17 protein-coding genes and 1 riboswitch are annotated in these 16854 nt (G+C 60.7%); of the genes, 12 read left to right on the plus strand and 5 right to left on the minus strand.

Annotated features, from left to right (window positions below):
- Positions 1–63: 63 nt before the first annotated feature.
- The 3 genes from CKW16_RS20230 to purM are packed head-to-tail and all read right to left on the minus strand — an operon-like array spanning position 64 to position 2494.
- Positions 64–777: a DUF3108 domain-containing protein gene (locus CKW16_RS20230; protein WP_056744016.1), complete on the minus strand. Its 714-nt coding sequence runs from the start codon at positions 775–777 to the stop codon at positions 64–66.
- An 8-nt stretch (positions 778–785) separates the two neighbouring features.
- Complete coding sequence (purN, locus tag CKW16_RS20235; protein ID WP_074880550.1) at positions 786–1436, minus strand: phosphoribosylglycinamide formyltransferase; 651 nt, start codon at positions 1434–1436, stop codon at positions 786–788.
- Complete coding sequence (gene purM, locus CKW16_RS20240; protein ID WP_008148639.1) at positions 1436–2494, minus strand: phosphoribosylformylglycinamidine cyclo-ligase; 1059 nt, start codon at positions 2492–2494, stop codon at positions 1436–1438. Before purM ends, purN begins: the two co-directional genes overlap by 1 nt.
- Positions 2495–2876: 382 nt before the next feature.
- Between purM and CKW16_RS20245 the strand changes: the two genes are divergently transcribed.
- The 6 genes from CKW16_RS20245 to CKW16_RS20270 all read left to right on the plus strand — a co-directional run bounded on the left by CKW16_RS20245 (position 2877) and on the right by CKW16_RS20270 (position 8214).
- A complete protein-coding gene (locus CKW16_RS20245) occupies positions 2877–3935 on the plus strand; it encodes a DUF2066 domain-containing protein (protein WP_095130102.1) in 1059 nt (352 codons plus the stop codon).
- 39 nt (positions 3936–3974) lie between these two features.
- A complete protein-coding gene (locus CKW16_RS20250) occupies positions 3975–5048 on the plus strand; it encodes an AI-2E family transporter (RefSeq protein WP_095130104.1) in 1074 nt (357 codons plus the stop codon).
- Positions 5049–5278: 230 nt separating this feature from the next.
- Complete coding sequence (hda, locus tag CKW16_RS20255; protein WP_008148645.1) at positions 5279–5983, plus strand: DnaA regulatory inactivator Hda; 705 nt, start codon at positions 5279–5281, stop codon at positions 5981–5983.
- A gap of 214 nt (positions 5984–6197) precedes the next feature.
- Positions 6198–6845 carry a C40 family peptidase gene (locus CKW16_RS20260; RefSeq protein WP_095130106.1) on the plus strand — a complete coding sequence of 216 codons (648 nt, stop codon included), beginning with the start codon at positions 6198–6200 and terminating at the stop codon, positions 6843–6845.
- 164 nt (positions 6846–7009) lie between these two features.
- Positions 7010–7546, plus strand: coding sequence for a C40 family peptidase (locus CKW16_RS20265; RefSeq protein WP_046048021.1), 537 nt, complete (start codon positions 7010–7012; stop codon positions 7544–7546).
- 14 nt (positions 7547–7560) lie between these two features.
- On the plus strand, positions 7561–8214 hold the full coding sequence (locus CKW16_RS20270) for a class I SAM-dependent methyltransferase (protein WP_095130107.1): 654 nt from the start codon (positions 7561–7563) through the stop codon (positions 8212–8214).
- Between the two features lie 161 nt (positions 8215–8375).
- On the opposite strand, the gene CKW16_RS20275 is transcribed toward CKW16_RS20270, so the two are convergent.
- Both CKW16_RS20275 and CKW16_RS20280 read right to left on the minus strand, forming a co-directional pair.
- Positions 8376–9689 carry a sorbosone dehydrogenase family protein gene (locus tag CKW16_RS20275; RefSeq protein ID WP_095130110.1) on the minus strand — a complete coding sequence of 438 codons (1314 nt, stop codon included), beginning with the start codon at positions 9687–9689 and terminating at the stop codon, positions 8376–8378.
- Positions 9690–9757: 68 nt separating this feature from the next.
- On the minus strand, positions 9758–10342 hold the full coding sequence (locus tag CKW16_RS20280; protein WP_095130112.1) for a hypothetical protein: 585 nt from the start codon (positions 10340–10342) through the stop codon (positions 9758–9760).
- Positions 10343–10496: 154 nt separating this feature from the next.
- Positions 10497–10727: riboswitch (cobalamin riboswitch) on the plus strand.
- Positions 10728–10807: 80 nt separating this feature from the next.
- On the opposite strand from CKW16_RS20280, the gene cobO reads away from it, so the two are divergent.
- The 6 genes from cobO to CKW16_RS20310 are packed head-to-tail and all read left to right on the plus strand — an operon-like array spanning position 10808 to position 16816.
- Complete coding sequence (gene cobO / locus CKW16_RS20285; RefSeq protein WP_046048017.1) at positions 10808–11419, plus strand: cob(I)yrinic acid a,c-diamide adenosyltransferase; 612 nt, start codon at positions 10808–10810, stop codon at positions 11417–11419.
- Positions 11416–12831 carry a cobyrinate a,c-diamide synthase gene (locus CKW16_RS20290; RefSeq protein WP_095130114.1) on the plus strand — a complete coding sequence of 472 codons (1416 nt, stop codon included), beginning with the start codon at positions 11416–11418 and terminating at the stop codon, positions 12829–12831. Before cobO ends, CKW16_RS20290 begins: the two co-directional genes overlap by 4 nt.
- Positions 12828–13478 (plus strand): 5,6-dimethylbenzimidazole synthase, encoded by a 651-nt coding sequence (bluB, locus tag CKW16_RS20295; protein WP_095130116.1) that lies wholly within the window; start codon positions 12828–12830, stop codon positions 13476–13478. The genes CKW16_RS20290 and bluB overlap by 4 nt, the downstream gene beginning before the upstream one ends.
- A complete protein-coding gene (cbiB, locus tag CKW16_RS20300; RefSeq protein WP_095130118.1) occupies positions 13475–14383 on the plus strand; it encodes an adenosylcobinamide-phosphate synthase CbiB in 909 nt (302 codons plus the stop codon). The genes bluB and cbiB overlap by 4 nt, the downstream gene beginning before the upstream one ends.
- Positions 14376–15368: a threonine-phosphate decarboxylase CobD gene (cobD, locus tag CKW16_RS20305; RefSeq protein WP_095130120.1), complete on the plus strand. Its 993-nt coding sequence runs from the start codon at positions 14376–14378 to the stop codon at positions 15366–15368. The genes cbiB and cobD overlap by 8 nt, the downstream gene beginning before the upstream one ends.
- Positions 15365–16816 carry a cobyric acid synthase gene (locus tag CKW16_RS20310; protein ID WP_095130122.1) on the plus strand — a complete coding sequence of 484 codons (1452 nt, stop codon included), beginning with the start codon at positions 15365–15367 and terminating at the stop codon, positions 16814–16816. The genes cobD and CKW16_RS20310 overlap by 4 nt, the downstream gene beginning before the upstream one ends.
- The last annotated feature ends 38 nt before the right edge of the window (positions 16817–16854 follow it).

A 16854-nucleotide genomic window follows, 5' to 3' on the forward strand; every position in this document is an offset into this window, starting at 1 on the left:
GTTTCAGCAGGCAAAAAAAATCCGGAACCCTTATCGGATTCCGGATTTTTGTGTAGAGCCGGATCAGCTGCCTTTGACAGCCTTGCCGTTGACCGTACCGTCGAGGAGCATGATGTTGTACTCCTTGCCGTCGGTTTCAACCTGTTGCAGACGAACCAGCAGGTAATCCCAGTCCTTGGCGAACCACAGGACGGTGATGCGCTTGCTTTGTGTCGGGTCGCGCACGCGCTCGACCTTGATTGCATCGATCTGGCCAGCTTTGGTGTCGACCTTTTCCGAACCCAGCACGCGGAAATCATAGGTATCGACTTCACCATCGTCGACGACTTGATAGCTCATGCTTTTCTTGCCAGCGGCCACGTCGTGCTGCAGGGCGAGCTGATAAGTGGATTTGTCGACCATGCCGCGGTTGAGCGGGATCTTGACCGGGTCACCGCGATCGGTGCCGGTGACCATTTTGTTGGTCCAGTCGAAATCCAGGTCAGCCTTCTTGGCTTTACCCAGGCCGCCACGTTCGAAGTGGTAGGACTGCGGCAGCAAGGTGTCCTTGTCCAGCGTCAGGGTGCTTTCTTCGGTCAGGCTGGCGATCATCATCGAGGCCTTGAAGCTGAGCTTCCAGGCGCCGTTGGCTTGCTTGGTCAGGCTGCGTTCAGCAGTGCCGCTCATGGGCAACTGTTTCCAGTCAGCAGTGTAGCTGGCGGAGAAAGGTTGAAGTTCTGCAGCCTGCGCAAATGGCAGTGCGAGCAGAGCGCAAGCGAAGAGCAGGGCGCGACGCATAAAATCTCCTAGGTTCGAATCAAGTGGCCGCTGGCCGCGAGTAACTTTCCATCCAGTAAAGCACCTTGCTCGCCGAGTGATAAACGACCTTCGGCAAACCAGCGTACAGCCAACGGGTAAATCAGGTGTTCCTGGGTATGAACTCGCTGCGCCAGACTCTGCGGCGAATCGTGCAACTCTACCGGTATTACTGCTTGTACGACCAGTGGTCCGCCATCGAGTTCCTCGGTGACGAAGTGCACGGAGCAGCCGTGTTCGGTATCGCCGGCTTCCAGCGCGCGCTGATGCGTGTGTAACCCTTTGTATTTGGGTAGCAGCGAGGGATGGATGTTGAGCAGGCGACCCGCGTAGTGGCGCACGAAGTCAGCGCTGAGAATGCGCATGAAGCCGGCCAGTACCACGAGTTTGGGGTTGAACGCGTCGATCAGTTCGATCAGCGCGGCATCGAAGGCCTCGCGGCCTTCGAAAGCCTTGTGATCCAGGGTGCGGGTGTCGATACCCGCGTCCCTGGCGCGTTGCAGGCCGTAAGCGTCGGCGCGGTTGGAAATCACCGCAGCGATGCGGGCCGGGCTGTCGCCGGTCCGCGTGCTGTCGATCAAGGCCTGCAAGTTACTGCCGGTGCCGGACAACAGCACCACCACATCACAGGTCTGGGACATCAATGAGCCTTGAGGTTCTTCAGTTCAACCTGAGCCGCGCCTTCGGCAGCGGTGGAGATCTGACCGATGACCCAAGGCTGCTCGCCGGCTTCGCGCAGCACGTTCAGCGCGGTTTCGACGTGCTCTTGAGCGACGCAGATGACCATGCCGACGCCGCAGTTCAGCACGCGGTGCATTTCGTTTTCGTCGACGTTGCCTTTCTCTTGCAGCCAGTCGAACACGGCAGGACGGGTCCAGCTTGCGACGTCAACCACGGCTTGTGCGCCTTTTGGCAGAACGCGCGGGATGTTGTCCAGCAGGCCACCACCGGTGATGTGGGCCATGGCTTTCACAGCGCCGGTTTCCTTGATCAGCTTGAGCAGCGGCTTCACGTAGATACGGGTCGGGGCCATCAGCAGATCGGTCAGCGGTTTGCCGTCGAGCTGGATGTTTTCGATGTCGGCACCGGACACTTCGATGATCTTGCGGATCAGCGAGTAGCCGTTGGAGTGCGGGCCGGAAGACGGCAGGGCGAGCAGGGCATCGCCGGCAGCGACTTTGGAACCGTCGATGATTTCGGATTTTTCCACGACGCCGACGCAGAAACCGGCCAGGTCGTAGTCTTCGCCTTCGTACATGCCTGGCATTTCAGCGGTTTCGCCGCCGACCAGGGAGCAGCCGGACAATTCACAGCCAGCGCCAATGCCGGTCACGACCTGGGTCGCGGTTTCGACGTTGAGTTTGCCGGTAGCGTAGTAGTCGAGGAAGAACAGCGGCTCGGCGCCACAGACCACCAGGTCGTTCACGCACATGGCAACCAGGTCGATGCCGATGCTGTCGTGCTTGTTCAGGTTCAGTGCCAGGCGCAGCTTGGTGCCAACGCCGTCAGTACCGGAAACCAGCACTGGCTGTTTGTAGCCGGCCGGGATTTCGCAGAGGGCGCCAAAACCGCCCAGGCCGCCCATGACTTCCGGGCGCGCAGTGCGCTTGGCGACGCTCTTGATGCGTTCGACCAATGCTTCACCGGCGTCGATGTCTACACCGGCGTCCTTGTAGCTCAGGGAGGGTTGCTTGCTCATGATCCAGGCCTTTAGGGGGGATTCAGGGGTAACGACCGAGTCCAGTGGGACCACCGAAACTGACGAAGGCGATTGCCATCCGCGAATTTCAGGGTGCCCGGCTGTTGCCGGTCTGCGAAGGCGCGCGATTTTATCAGGCTTGAGGGGCAGCGGCCATCCTCAGGCCGACGGCAGGGGCATATCCGCTTAAAAAAACCTTCATTGCCCGTGTTGGTCGCCTCCTTCATGGCTGTATAAGGTATCCCTATTAACCGTCTATCGTTATGACAGTGCAAAAACTTGCCGGGGTCGGGTGAATGTTTTGCTTGGGGGCGTGGTCACAGCCTTGCTCAATCCGGTTCACGCGGCCTGTTCCAGCCGCTCTTGTCGTCAGGAATCCTCCATGCGCTTTTTTTCCAGATTTTTGTTTGCGGGCTGTTTGTCATTGGTCAGCCTGGCGAGTCATGCCGAAACCGTCAAAAACCTGTATCAGGTGCGTCAGCCTGTCAGTGGTCAAAGCCCTGAGGTGCGCGATCAAGCGACCCAGCAAGCGCTGGATACGCTGGTGTTGCGTCTGACCGGGGATCCCAAGGCAGCGCAAAGTCCGGGGTTGGCGGCACTGCGCAAGGACCCGCAGCAAATCATCAGTCAGTACGGCTTTGACGCTGGCCCGCCGGAAGTGCTGAAGGTCGATTTCGACCCGGCCACCACCGAGCAAGCGTTGCGCCGTGCCGGGCTGTCGTTGTGGGGGGCGAACCGGCCTTCGATCCTCGGCTGGTGGTTGAACGACTCTACCGAGGGTTCGAGTCTGGTCGGCGATGGCCAGGCCAGTGCTGCACCGCTGCGTCGAGCAGCACAACACCGTGGTTTGCCGCTGCGCTTGCCGCTGGCCGATCTGAGTGAGCAGATTGTCGCCACGGCACCGAATCTGGAAGGTACGGACGCGACGCCACTGCGCGGGGTATCGGAGCGTTACAACGCTGACGCCTTGCTCGCGGTACATGCTCGTGAAGAGGGCGGCCAATGGCAGGCCAAGTGGCATTTGTGGCTGGGCGACAAGAAGGAGGCGGGCAGCGTAGAGGGGGCGGATCAGGCTGCGGTGGCCGATGCGGTGATGCTGGCGGTCAGTCAGCGGCTGGCGCCTCGCTTTGTCGTCAAGCCGGGTGCGTCGGGTGAACAACTGCTTGAGGTGCAGGGCATGAATCTGGAGCACTACGCGACGCTTGGGCGCTTGCTGGAGCCGTTTGGTGCGCGCCTGCAAAGTGTCGACGGCGACCGGATTCTCTATCGGGTCAGTGGCAGCGCCGAACAGTTGAAGGCGCAATTGTCACTGGCGAAGTTGCAGGAGGTTCCGGCCGGTGAAGCGCCGGCGCCAGTCGCACCGGCTCAGCCGGCCGAGGGTTCGGCACCGGTAGTCGCGCCGACTCCGGCACCTGTGCCGCAGTTGCGATTCCGTTGGTAACGGTTTTCTTTCTTTATATAGATGCATATGGAGTGGTACATGGCCGATACGCGGCGTTGGTTCTGGTTGGGTGGGGTGGTTCTGCTCTGCGCGTTTGTCTGGCTGTTGCATCCGATTCTGACGCCGTTTCTGGTGGCGCTGCTGTTGGCTTATCTGTTCGATCCGCTGGTGGATCGGCTGGAGAAGGCCGGCCTGTCTCGGACCTGGGGCGTGGTGGCGGTGTTTGCGCTGTTCACCCTGATCTTCACGACCTTGCTGCTGGTGTTGATACCGATGCTCGCCAAGCAGTTGTTTCGTTTGTACGAACTGACGCCGCAGATGCTCGACTGGTTGCAGCACACCGCACTGCCGTGGGCGCAATCGAAATTCGGACTGTCGGATAATTTCTGGAAGTTCGACAAGCTCAAGGCTGCGATCAGTGAGCACATGGGCCAAACCACTGACATTGTCGGTGTTGTGCTGAGTCAGGCAACGGCCTCCGGCCTTGCATTGATTGGCTTGCTGGCGAATCTGGTGCTGATCCCGGTGGTGGTTTTCTATTTGCTGCGGGACTGGGACCTGATGATGGCCAAGATCCGCAGCCTGCTGCCCCGTGATCGCGAAGAGCGTGTTATGACCCTGGCGGGTGAATGCCATGAAGTGCTGGGTGCATTCGTGCGCGGGCAGTTGCTGGTGATGGTGGCGTTGGGCGTGATCTACGCGGCCGGTCTGATGTTGGTAGGGCTTGAGCTGGGGCTGTTGATCGGGTTGATTGCCGGTCTGGCGGCGATCGTGCCGTACATGGGGTTTGTCATCGGGATCGGCGCGGCCTTGATTGCCGGTCTGTTCCAGTTCGGCGGCGATCTGTATCCCATGTTCGGTATCGTCGCGGTGTTCATGGTGGGGCAGGCGCTGGAAGGCATGGTGCTGACGCCATTGCTGGTGGGGGACAAAATCGGTCTACACCCGGTGGCGGTGATCTTCGCGATTCTGGCAGGGGGCGAGCTGTTCGGATTTACCGGTGTGCTGCTGGCGCTGCCGGTGGCGGCGGTGATCATGGTTCTGGTGCGCCATGTGCATGATTTGTATAAAGATTCGGGTATGTACAGCGGTGTTGATGAGCCCGAGATTTAAGAGGGCCTGATCAAGCATCGCGGGCAGCCTGGTTCCATGCCAGGCTGGCCCGGATCCCTCGTGCGGCTGTCACATGCGCCGCCAAAGAAACTGTCATAAAACCAGGGCGTTAACGCAAACCTTTGATTTTGCTTGTGGTCTGTCGCATTGTGCGACCCGCCTCACGGGTATAAACTTCGCAAACTTTACACAGAGGCCACTAACGGTTCCTTTGGAACTGTTCAGTCAGCATGAAACCGATTCAGCTGCCCCTAGGTGTGCGTCTGCGTGATGACGCTACCTTTATCAATTACTATCCAGGCGCCAATGCCGCTGCACTCGGCTATGTCGAGCGGCTATGCGAAGCCGACGCCGGCTGGACCGAAAGCCTGATTTATCTCTGGGGCAAGGACGGGGTAGGGCGTACGCACTTGTTGCAAGCGGCCTGTCTGCGCTTCGAGCAACTGGGGGAGCCAGCGGTGTATTTGCCGTTGGCCGAACTGCTTGATCGCGGCATCGCCATCCTCGACAACCTCGAACAGTACGAACTGGTCTGCCTGGATGATTTGCAGGCGGTGGCCGGTCGGGCGGATTGGGAAGAGGCGCTGTTCCATCTGTTCAACCGTCTGCGTGACAGCGGTCGACGCCTGTTGATCGCCGCGTCGACATCCCCGCGTGAACTGCCGGTGAAGCTGGCGGACCTCAAATCCCGTCTGACGTTGGCGCTGATCTTTCAGATGCGTCCGCTCTCCGACGAAGACAAATTGCGTGCCTTGCAACTGCGCGCATCTCGTCGCGGTCTGCACCTGACCGATGAAGTCGGGCATTTTATCTTGACCCGCGGTACGCGCAGCATGAGTGCGCTTTTCGAGTTGCTAGAGCGTCTCGATCAGGCCTCCCTTCAAGCTCAGCGCAAGCTGACGATTCCGTTCCTGAAAGAAACCCTGGGCTGGTAAAGCCAAGGCCGGCAGCGGGTTTCGGCATATTTCAGGCGTCAAGAATTCCGCTTTCCTACAGGGTCGTAGGCCGCGCGAACGTCTAAAACGGGCTTAAGCGCTTAGATGTAAACGAGAAACCGATAAGTCACATCAAGATCGATTGAATTTGCAAATGAGGTTGATAGTAGGCATAGTCTCGGCTTCTTTAGAACTATCAGCCACGGTCGTGCCCATGCTAAATCGCTTTGCACCCCTCGTGCCCCTCGCACTCGTCACCCTGTTGTTCGGTTGCGCTGCTCACTCTCCAGTGTCCCAGCAAGAGCAACAACAGCAGGTTAAAAATTCTGCTACCGCCCAATCTTCCGCTTATCAGCAAGCTCTTTTCCAGGAAGAGGCGGCCACCGAAAAAGAACTGGCAGACTTCGCCGGCGGCAAGTCGTACCAGCTTCCGGTTCTGGCTGACAGCATCCTCGAACGCGGCATGTCCCTGATCGGTACCCGTTACCGTTTCGGCGGCACCTCCGAAGCTGGCTTTGATTGCAGCGGCTTCATCGGTTACCTGTTTCGTGAACAAGCCGGCCTGAACCTGCCACGCTCCACTCGCGAAATGATCAACGTCGACGCTCCGCTGGTTTCTCGCAGCAAACTGGAGCCGGGCGACTTGCTGTTTTTCGCCACCAATGGCCGTCGCGGCCGTGTCAGTCACGCCGGGATCTACCTGGGTGACAACCAGTTCATCCATTCCAGCAGCCGTAAAAGCGGTGGTGTCCGGATCGATAGCCTGGGCGACAGCTACTGGAGCAAAACCTTCATCGAAGCCAAGCGCGCACTGGCGATGGCACCGGCTGCGTCCCCGGCGATCGTCACGGCACGCAAGTAAGCGGACATTTTGTAAGGTGAACTTAAAGTCTTACTTGAAGTTTGCCGCATAGCCGCTAGAATCCTGATCATTATTGATGGCAAACCGCCTGCGTCCTGCGCAGGCGGTTTTCTTTTCTGCGTCCCCTGCAGAAAAAGCCGCAGCCAGATCAGGATGCTCTGCATATGTCGACCTCGGCCCGCCTCGCAATCATGTTCTTCGCAGCGCTGCTCAGCGCCTGCGCCAGCCGTACACCGCCCCCTGCGCCGGTGGTTCGCGCGCCCATTGTTTTCGGTTCCTCCCAGGCATTCTCCCCTGAGGCAGAAGACGTATTGTTCCGCGCGCTCGGCCTGGTGGGCACGCCGTATCGCTGGGGTGGCAACACGCCGGATTCGGGTTTCGATTGCAGCGGGCTGATCGGTTATGTTTACCGTGACGTCGCCGGCATTTCTCTGCCGCGTACCACGCGCGAGATGATCAGCATGCAGGCGGCCAGCGTGGGCAAAGAAGGCCTGCAAACCGGTGACCTGATCTTCTTCGCCACCAATGGCGGTTCTCAGGTCAGTCACGCCGGAATCTACGTCGGCGAAGGTCGCTTCGTCCATGCGCCGGCCACCGGCGGCACGGTGAAGCTCGACAGCTTGTCCAAAGCTTACTGGCAGAAAGCCTATCTGAGCGCCAAGCGTGTTTTGCAACCTGAGCACTTGGCGCATAACCCATAGTTCGCGAGGTTGTCATGACCGCCCGCACACTTAATCTCGACGATTCCCTGTATCAATACTTGCTCGACGTTTCCCTGCGCGAAACGCCGTTGCTCAAGCGTTTGCGTGACGAAACCCAAGCGCTGCCCATGGCTCGCTGGCAGGTGGCACCCGAGCAAGGTCAGTTCCTCGCGCTATTGGTGAAGCTCACCGGCGCCAAGCGTCTGCTGGAAGTGGGCACCTTTACCGGTTACAGCGCCTTGTGCATGGCGGCTGCATTGCCGGATGACGGTTCGCTGATCTGCTGTGACATACCTGGCGACTACAACGCCACCGCGCGCCGTTACTGGCAGGAGGCGGGGCTTGCCGAGCGGATCGATCTGCGTCTGGCGCCCGCGCTGGAAACCCTGGCTCAGCTGGATCGGCAAGCGCCATTCGACCTGATCTTCATCGATGCCGACAAAGCCAACTACCCACGCTATCTGGAGTACGCATTGCGTTTGCTGCGCGTTGGCGGTCTGGCGGTGTTTGATAACACGCTGTGGAGCGGCCGGGTGCTTGAGGACAATCCCGAGAGCGAAGACACCCGAGCCATCCAGGCGCTCAATCGCGCTTTGAAGGATGACTCGCGTGTCGACCTGTCGCTGTTGCCGGTAGGCGATGGCCTCACGCTGTGTCGCAAGCGCTAGGCAGGTGATTTTTGGGTGACATTGAGGGCCTCTTCGCGAGCAAGCCCGCTCCCATACTTGACCTCTGGCGCTCACAAATTTTGTGTTCACTGCAGATCGAATGTGGGAGCGGGCTTGCTCGCGAAGAGGCCAGCAAAGCCACCAAAATGTTCACGGGCTGTCTATTTAGCCGCCGACACGCGCCACACCTTGTTGCCCACGTCATCTGCCACCAGCAAATCACCCTGCTGATCAATCACCACACCCACCGGCCGGCCCATGGCTTTTTCCTCGTTATTGAGGAAACCGGTGAGCACATCAATCGGCTGTCCGGCCGGTTTTCCTGCGCTGAACGGTACGAAAATCACTTTGTAGCCACTGTGTGGTTTACGGTTCCACGAGCCATGCTGGCCGATGAATGCGCCTTCCTTGAATTGCGCCGGCAGTCTGTTGCCTTCAGCAAACGTCAGGCCCAACGAGGCGGTATGCGGGCCGACCGCGTAGTCCGGAGCGATGGCCTTGGCCACCAGGTCGGGGTTTTGCGGCTCGACGCGGATGTCGACGTGCTGACCGTAATAACTGTAAGGCCAGCCGTAGAACCCGCCGTCCTTCACTGAAGTGATGTAGTCCGGCACCAGATCACTGCCGATCTCGTCACGCTCGTTGACCGCTGTCCACAATGCGCCGCTCCGCGGTTCCCAGGCCAGGCCGTTTGGGTTGCGAATCCCCGAGGCGAAGATGCGATGGTTGCCGGTGGCGCGATCCACTTCCCAGATCGCTGCGCGACCTTCTTCCATGTCCATGCCGTTTTCGGCAACGTTGCTATTGGAGCCCACCGTGACGTACAGCTTGCTACCGTCCTTGCTGGCGATGACGTTTTTGGTCCAGTGGTGATTCAGCGCACCACCCGGCAGGTCGATCACCTTCATCGGCTGTGACTTGATCGCCGTCTCGCCGTTTTCATAGTGGAAGCGCAGCAAGCGGTCCGTGTCGGCGACGTACAGGTCATTGCCGACCAGGGTCATGCCGAAGGGGGAGTTGAGGTTTTCCAGAAACACTGTGCGGGTTTCGGCGATGCCGTCGTGGTCCTTGTCCCGCAGCAGCGTGATGCGGTTCGGGCTCGGTACGCCGGCACCGGCGCGACCCATGACTTTGCCCATGACCCAGCCACGAATGCCTTTGCCGTCATCGGGTTTGGGTGGTGCGTTGGTTTCGGCGACCAGCACGTCGCCGTTGGGCAGCACGTAGAGCCAACGCGGGTGATCGAGACCTTCGGCAAAAGCCGCCACCTGAGTCCCTGTCGCGGCGATGGGTTTCGCGCCGGCCGGCCAGCCGATCGCCGGGGCGATGTTTACCGTCGGGATCAGGGTCTTGTTCGGTTCTGGTAGCTTGGGCGACGGGCCGGTGCCGTCGGAGACTTGCAGCCTGGCGGTTTCACCACAGGCGGCAAGCCCTCCGGCGAGCACGATAACGAGAGCGAGCTGGGGCTTGCGCATGCTGATCTTCCCTATGAATGCATTGACCTAATCAATAGAGAAGCGCAGATGCGCGATGGTTCAACGGGTCAACCGCGGGCTTCCTTGAACAGCACGGCTATGCCCGGGTGATAGTTGCCGGCTTCGTTGCGCAACTTGCGATAGGCATAGGGGAAGTACCAGGCCACCGCGCAGGTGTGTTCCTTTTGCAGGTCATCGACCATGTCCTGGAGTTCTTCCGGGGTGGCGCTTTGTTGGGTTTTTTGCGGCGCGACGAACAGGCAACCGAGTTTCAGGTCGCTGGCGTAGCTGATGCGCTTGGCGTCGCTGGTGATGTCCTGCAATGCTTGAGTCAGGTTCAGGCTGTTGACGCGGGGCCAGCGCTGGGTCGCCTGAAGGTAAGCGCGTTCTTCGCTGGTCGCGATAAACAGGTCGGCGCGGCCATTGCGTTCGCCTTCTTCGGTCTGTTTACGGGTCGGTGTTTGTTGCAGCGTGACCATTTCCGCCATCCAGGCCGCGGCGGAAAGCAGGCTCAGGTTGGCTTTTTCGTCGAACCAGTAAGGCGTGTCGTTATCGCCGCGCACGGCGTTGTAGCGGTCGATACAGTCAAACCAGCGTTCCAGCACCGGGCGCAGGAATTCCAGCTTCGGATTGCTGATGATCATGCCTTGCATGTGGCTCACCCTTGTTATTGTGTTGTCAGGTTGTGGCTCTTTGATATCACTGCTGAGAGTGTGGCACAAGATTGGCGTCAGATAATTGATCGACGGCAGTTATTCGCTCGCAGGCCGCCCGTCTTCAATTGACGCTCCATCCCCAACCCTCTAACCTTCGCGGCTTGTTTCAGGTGCTCTGTGACCTTGGTCGACAGAGTGAAACAGGGAAGCCGGTGAGCGATCTCTTCAATTGATGAAGGCTCACGATCCCGGCGCTGCCCCCGCAACGGTAAATGAGTGAAGGCTGCGCCTTGAGCCACTGTGTCGTAGACATGGGAAGGCGCGCAGTCAGGCAAAATGCCGCTCATGAGCCCGGAGACCGGCCTGATCCATCCAGCGGCATCACGGTGGGCGATGCCAGGCTTTTTGCCGTCTATTCTTGTGCCTGCCCGCCGTTATCCAGCCTCAACGGAGAGCTCCCCCATGACTGATACCCCCGATCGTGACGAACGTCATCTGGCGCGCATGCTGCGCAAAAAAGCCGTGATCGACGAACGCATCGCCAATTCCCCGAATGAATGTGGCCTGCTGCTGGTGCTGACCGGCAACGGCAAAGGCAAAAGCAGCTCGGCCTTCGGCATGCTCGCCCGGTCCATGGGCCACGGCATGCAGTGTGGCGTGGTGCAGTTCATTAAAGGACGCAGCAGCACGGGCGAAGAACTGTTCTTCCGGCGCTTCCCGGAACAGGTGCGTTTTCATGTGATGGGCGAGGGCTTCACCTGGGAAACCCAGGATCGCCAGCGTGACATCGCCGCTGCCGAAGCCGCGTGGGCGGTGTCCCGCGAATTGCTGCGTGATCCGTCGATCGGCCTGGTGGTGCTGGATGAATTGAACATCGCGCTCAAGCACGGTTATCTGGATCTCGATCAAGTGCTCAGCGACTTGCAAGCCCGTCCGCCGATGCAGCACGTGGTGGTCACCGGTCGCGGTGCGAAACCGGAGATGATCGAACTGGCCGACACCGTCACCGAAATGGGCGTGATCAAGCACGCATTCCAGGCTGGGATCAAAGCGCAAAAAGGCGTCGAATTGTGAGTCAACCACGTCATTGCCCGGCGGTATTGATTGCCGCGCCGGCCTCCGGTCAGGGCAAGACCACCGTCACCGCTGCGCTGGCCCGTTTGCATCGCAATCAGGGGCGCAAGGTGCGCGTGTTCAAATGCGGCCCGGACTTCCTCGACCCGATGATTCTCGAGCGCGCCAGCGGTGCGCCGGTGTATCAACTGGACATGTGGATGGTCGGCGAGCATGAAAGTCGTCGACTGTTGTGGGAAGCCGCCGGCGAAGCCGATCTGATCCTCATCGAAGGTGTCATGGGCCTGTTCGACGGCACGCCGTCCAGCGCTGATCTGGCGCGGCACTTCGGTGTGCCGGTGCTGGGCGTGATCGACGGCACTGCCATGGCGCAGACCTTTGGTGCACTGGCGTTGGGCCTGGCGCGCTATCAGCCGGACTTGCCGTTTGCTGGCGTGTTGGCCAACCGCGTCGGCACCCTGCGTCACGCGCAATTACTGGAAGGCAGCCTCACTGAAGGCTTGCGCTGGTACGGCGCCTTGTCCCGGGAAACCGGGATCGAATTGCCGAGTCGGCATCTCGGTCTGGTTCAGGCCAGTGAGTTGAACGATCTCGACCTGCGCCTTGATGCAGCGGCTGACGCACTGGCCAGCAGTTGCGAGGTCGCGCTGCCACCGGCAGTAGAATTCGCCGCACCCGATGTGATCGCTACAGAACCGTTGTTGGCCGGCGTGCGTATCGCCGTGGCCCGTGACGAAGCGTTTGCCTTCACCTATGGCGCGAGCCTGGATTTGCTGCGAGCCATGGGCGCCGAGTTGTCGTTTTTCTCGCCGATCCGTGACACGCAATTGCCGCCGGTAGACAGCCTCTATCTGCCGGGCGGTTATCCCGAATTGCACCATGTGGCGCTGTCACAGAACACCACGATGCTGGCCGCCATCCGCGCTCACCATGCGGCGGGGAAACCGTTGTTGGCCGAGTGCGGCGGCATGCTGTATCTGCTCGACTCTCTGACGGATGTCGAAGGTACCCGCGCTGAACTGGTCGGCTTGCTGGCCGGTGATGCGGTGATGCAAAAGCGTCTGGCCGCGTTGGCGTTGCAGGCGGTCGAGTTGCCGGAAGGTTCGTTGCGCGGACACACCTATCACCATTCGCTGACCAGTACCGAGCTTGAGCCGATTGCTCGTGGCTTGAGCCCGAACGGTGGGCGGGGGGCGGAGGCGGTTTATCGTGAAGGGCGGATGACTGCCTCGTATGTGCACTTTTATTTTCCGTCCAATCCATCGGCGATTGCCGCGCTGTTTTTGCCTGACCTTGAGGCCGCCATCGCGAGCAAGTCGAATCGTCGCACCGTCGCTCCCACATTAGAAAGTGTGTTGCCTGAAGAAACGCGGTCCACTGTGGGAGCGGGCTTGCTCGCGAAGAGGCCATGACTGACAACGCCTTCTCCGAAGCTGAGCGCGCGGCGGTCTACCGAGCCATCGGCGAACGCCGTGACATGCGTCATTTCAGCGGCGGCACCGTCGAGCCGGAGTTGCTGCGGCGCCTGCTCGAAGCCGCGCATCAGGCACCGAGTGTCGGCCTGATGCAGCCTTGGCGGTTCATCCGCATCAGTGATCGAGCCCTGCGCGGCAAGATCCAGTTACTGGTGGAAGAAGAACGCATCCGTACCGCCGAAGCCCTCGGCGAGCGCACCGATGAATTCATGAAGCTCAAAGTCGAAGGCATCAACGACTGCGCGGAGGTGCTGGTCGCCGCGCTGATGGACGATCGCGAGCGTCACATCTTCGGCCGTCGCACGATGCCGGAAATGGACATGGCTTCATTGTCCTGCGCGATCCAGAACCTCTGGCTGGCCTCCCGCGCTGAAGGATTGGGCATGGGCTGGGTCTCGCTGTTCGAGCCGCAAGCCCTGGCGGACCTGCTGGGTATGCCGGCCGGTGCCAAGCCGTTGGCCGTTCTTTGTCTAGGCCCGGTCAAGGAATTTTATCCGGCGCCGATGCTGGTACTGGAAGGCTGGGCGCAGGCGCGTCCGCTCAGTGAATTGCTGTATGAAAATTATTGGGGAGTGAGTCAATGAGTGTGGCGTTGTTGAGTGTCGCCGCGGTTGCGCTGGATGCGCTGCTGGGTGAACCCAAACGCTGGCATCCGCTGGTGGCGTTCGGCCGTTTTGCCGACCGCATCGAGCAACGTTTCAATGGTGAAGGTCGCGGCTGGCGCAGCCATGGCGTGACTGCCTGGGTAATCGCCGTGTTGCCGCTGACCCTGCTGGCCACGGCGTTTTCCTGGGCGCCCTATGTCGGCTGGATCGTCGAAATTCTCGTGCTCTATTGCGCCCTCGGCATGCGCAGTCTCGGTGAACACGTCGAGCCGGTGGCCAAGGCGCTGCGCAGCGATGATCTGGACGAGGCGCGCAAACGGGTCAGTTATCTGGTCAGCCGCCAGACCAGCGAACTGGATAAAACCGAAGTCGCCCGCGCCGCCACAGAGTCTGTCCTGGAGAACGGCAGCGACGCGGTATTCGCTGCGCTGTTCTGGTTTGCCGTGGCCGGTGCGCCCGGTGTGGTGCTCTACCGTTTGAGCAACACGCTGGATGCGATGTGGGGTTACCGCAATGAACGCTTCGAACGTTTCGGCTGGGCGGCGGCAAAGATCGACGACGTCCTCAACTATATTCCTGCACGGCTGGTGGCGCTGACCTACGCGCTGCTGGGCAAAACCCGACTGGCGCTGAAATGCTGGCGTACCCAGGGCCCGACCTGGGACAGTCCGAATGCCGGGCCAGTGATGGCGGCCGGTGCTGGTGCGCTCGGCGTCGAGTTGGGCGGGGCGGCGATTTATCACGGTGAATTGCATCAGCGTCCGCCGCTAGGAGAAGGCGTGCCGGCGGACGCCGACTCCATCGACCGCGGCTGGCAATTGGTCCAGCGCGGGGTATGGTTATGGTTGCTGATCCTCTGCGTGGGGGCTGAATTTTATGCTTGAACACGGTGGTCGGTTACGCAAGGCGGCGCTCGATTACGGCATCGCCGAAGCCGATTGGCTCGACCTGTCCAGCGGCCTCGCGCCCTGGCCGTTTCCGGTCCCGGAGATTCCGTTGCGGGCCTGGGCGCGTTTGCCGGAAACCGATGACGGCCTGGAGCAGGCTGCCTGTGATTATTACGGCGCCGCTCAGGTGCTGCCGGTGGCCGGCTCGCAAATGGCGATCCAGTTGCTGCCGCGTTTGCGCCGGGCCGGCAAGGTCGGCGTGCTCTCGCCGTGTTACGCCGAACACGCCGAAGCGTGGCGCCGTAATGGCTACATCGTGCGTGAAGTGCTGGAGCAGGAAGTCGACTTCTTTCTCGACAGCCTCGACGTGCTGGTGGTGGTCAACCCGAACAACCCAACCGGCCTGAGCCTGACACCGAGTCGGCTGCTCGACTGGCACTCGCGGCTGGCCCAGCGCGGTGGCTGGCTGGTGGTGGACGAGGCGTTCATGGACAACACACCGCAGCTGAGCCTGGCACCTTTTGCCAATCAGGTCGGGTTGATCGTGCTGCGTTCCTTCGGCAAGTTTTTCGGCCTGGCCGGTGTGCGTCTGGGTTTCGTGCTGGCCGAGCGCAAGTTGCTCAAGTTGCTCGCCGAGCAAGTGGGACCGTGGGTGGTCAGCGGGCCGACGCGGGTGCTGGGGCAGGCCTGTCTGTTGGATGCCGAAGGGCATGCCCGGCAACGGGTTCGCACTGAAGAGGCCAGCGAGCGTTTGGCGCTGCTGCTTGAACATCACGGTTTCAAGCCCCAGGGCGGCTGCGCCTTGTTTCAATGGCTGATCACCGACCGCGCCGAAGCGTTGCATGAGTTCATGGCCCGGCGCGGCATTCTGCTGCGGTTGTTCACGAACAACGGCAGCCTGCGTTTCGGCTTGCCCGCCGATGAAGCCGACTGGACACGTCTCGCGCAAGCGTTCGAAGCCTACGCCAAGGAAACCCAATGACTACGTTGATGGTGCAGGGCACCACTTCCGACGCAGGTAAAAGCACGCTGGTGACGGCATTGTGCCGCTGGGTCACGCGTCAGGGCGTCAGCGTCGTGCCGTTCAAGCCGCAGAACATGGCGCTTAACAGTGCCGTGACCGCCGACGGTGGCGAGATCGGTCGTGCGCAAGCGGTGCAGGCTCAGGCCGCCAACCTTGAGCCGCACACCGACATGAACCCGGTGCTGCTCAAACCCAACAGCGACACCGGCGCTCAAGTGATCATCCATGGCCGCGCGGTCACGACGATGAACGCGGTCGCGTATCACGACTACAAAGCCATCGCCATGCAAGCAGTGCTGGCCTCTCATGAACGGCTGAGCGCAGCGTATCCGGTGGTCATGGTCGAAGGCGCGGGTTCGCCGGCCGAGATCAATCTGCGTGCCGGCGATATCGCCAACATGGGCTTTGCCGAGGCGGTGGATTGTCCGGTGGTGCTGATCGCCGACATCAATCGCGGTGGGGTTTTTGCGCATCTGGTGGGCACGCTGGAACTGCTGTCGCCCAGCGAGCAGGCGCGGGTCAAAGGCTTCATCATCAACCGGTTTCGCGGCGATATCGCGTTGCTGCAACCGGGTCTCGACTGGCTGGAAGCGCGCACCGGCAAACCGGTGATCGGCGTTCTGCCTTACGTGATGGACCTGCACCTGGAGGCCGAGGACGGCATCGACCAGCGTCAGACCGACAAGGCCGACCAGGTGCTGAAAGTGCTGGTGCCGGTGCTACCGCGCATCAGCAACCACACCGATTTCGATCCGCTGCGCTTGCATCCGCAGGTGGATCTGCAATTTGTCGGTCCCGGTCAGGCGATTCCACCGGCCGACCTGATTATTCTCCCCGGCTCGAAAAGCGTGCGCAGCGACCTCGCGTATCTGCGCGCCAATGGCTGGGACACCGTGATCAGTCGTCATCTTCGTTATGGCGGCAAAGTGCTGGGGATTTGCGGCGGTCTGCAAATGCTCGGCGAGCAGGTCCACGACCCGCTGGGCCTCGAAGGTGCACCGGGTTCCAGCGCCGGTTTGGGCTTGCTGGCGTTCGAAACCCAGCTCGAAGAAGAGAAGCAATTGCGTAATGTGCGCGGGCGTTTGGCGCTCGAAGACGCGCCGGTCAGCGGCTATGAAATTCATGCCGGTGTGACCACTGGACCGGCGTTGGAAAACGCCGCGGTGCAGCTGGATGACGGTCGCTGCGACGGTGCGCAAAGCGTGGACGGGCAGATTTTTGGCACCTACCTGCATGGCCTGTTTGAATCGCCCGCGGCGTGCAGTGCGCTGCTGCGCTGGGCAGGTTTGCAGGCGGTGCAGGACGTGGATTATCACGCGTTGCGTGAGCGCGATATCGAGCGGCTGGCGGATCTGGTGGAGAAGCATCTGGATACCCGACTGTTGCGTGAACTCTGCGGGATTTGAGGGAATTTGAGAATGTCATCGCGGGCAAGCCATGCTCC

This window comes from Pseudomonas sp. Irchel s3h14, from assembly GCF_900187425.1.
Lineage (GTDB): Bacteria > Pseudomonadota > Gammaproteobacteria > Pseudomonadales > Pseudomonadaceae > Aquipseudomonas.

What these genes read in the sequence shown, in the direction of transcription:
- bluB (WP_095130116.1), top strand. Translation starts at nt 12,828, where the DNA reads ATGACTGACAACGCCTTCTCCGAAGCTGAGCGCGCGGCGGTCTACCGA.
- hda (WP_008148645.1), top strand. Translation starts at nt 5,279, where the DNA reads ATGAAACCGATTCAGCTGCCCCTAGGTGTGCGTCTGCGTGATGACGCT.
- CKW16_RS20280 (WP_095130112.1), bottom strand. Translation starts at nt 10,342, where the DNA reads ATGCAAGGCATGATCATCAGCAATCCGAAGCTGGAATTCCTGCGCCCG.
- CKW16_RS20265 (WP_046048021.1), top strand. Translation starts at nt 7,010, where the DNA reads ATGTCGACCTCGGCCCGCCTCGCAATCATGTTCTTCGCAGCGCTGCTC.
- CKW16_RS20310 (WP_095130122.1), top strand. Translation starts at nt 15,365, where the DNA reads ATGACTACGTTGATGGTGCAGGGCACCACTTCCGACGCAGGTAAAAGC.
- cobD (WP_095130120.1), top strand. Translation starts at nt 14,376, where the DNA reads ATGCTTGAACACGGTGGTCGGTTACGCAAGGCGGCGCTCGATTACGGC.
- CKW16_RS20245 (WP_095130102.1), top strand. Translation starts at nt 2,877, where the DNA reads ATGCGCTTTTTTTCCAGATTTTTGTTTGCGGGCTGTTTGTCATTGGTC.
- cbiB (WP_095130118.1), top strand. Translation starts at nt 13,475, where the DNA reads ATGAGTGTGGCGTTGTTGAGTGTCGCCGCGGTTGCGCTGGATGCGCTG.
- CKW16_RS20275 (WP_095130110.1), bottom strand. Translation starts at nt 9,689, where the DNA reads ATGCGCAAGCCCCAGCTCGCTCTCGTTATCGTGCTCGCCGGAGGGCTT.
- purM (WP_008148639.1), bottom strand. Translation starts at nt 2,494, where the DNA reads ATGAGCAAGCAACCCTCCCTGAGCTACAAGGACGCCGGTGTAGACATC.
- cobO (WP_046048017.1), top strand. Translation starts at nt 10,808, where the DNA reads ATGACTGATACCCCCGATCGTGACGAACGTCATCTGGCGCGCATGCTG.
- CKW16_RS20230 (WP_056744016.1), bottom strand. Translation starts at nt 777, where the DNA reads ATGCGTCGCGCCCTGCTCTTCGCTTGCGCTCTGCTCGCACTGCCATTT.
- purN (WP_074880550.1), bottom strand. Translation starts at nt 1,436, where the DNA reads ATGTCCCAGACCTGTGATGTGGTGGTGCTGTTGTCCGGCACCGGCAGT.
- CKW16_RS20270 (WP_095130107.1), top strand. Translation starts at nt 7,561, where the DNA reads ATGACCGCCCGCACACTTAATCTCGACGATTCCCTGTATCAATACTTG.
- CKW16_RS20250 (WP_095130104.1), top strand. Translation starts at nt 3,975, where the DNA reads ATGGCCGATACGCGGCGTTGGTTCTGGTTGGGTGGGGTGGTTCTGCTC.
- CKW16_RS20260 (WP_095130106.1), top strand. Translation starts at nt 6,198, where the DNA reads ATGCTAAATCGCTTTGCACCCCTCGTGCCCCTCGCACTCGTCACCCTG.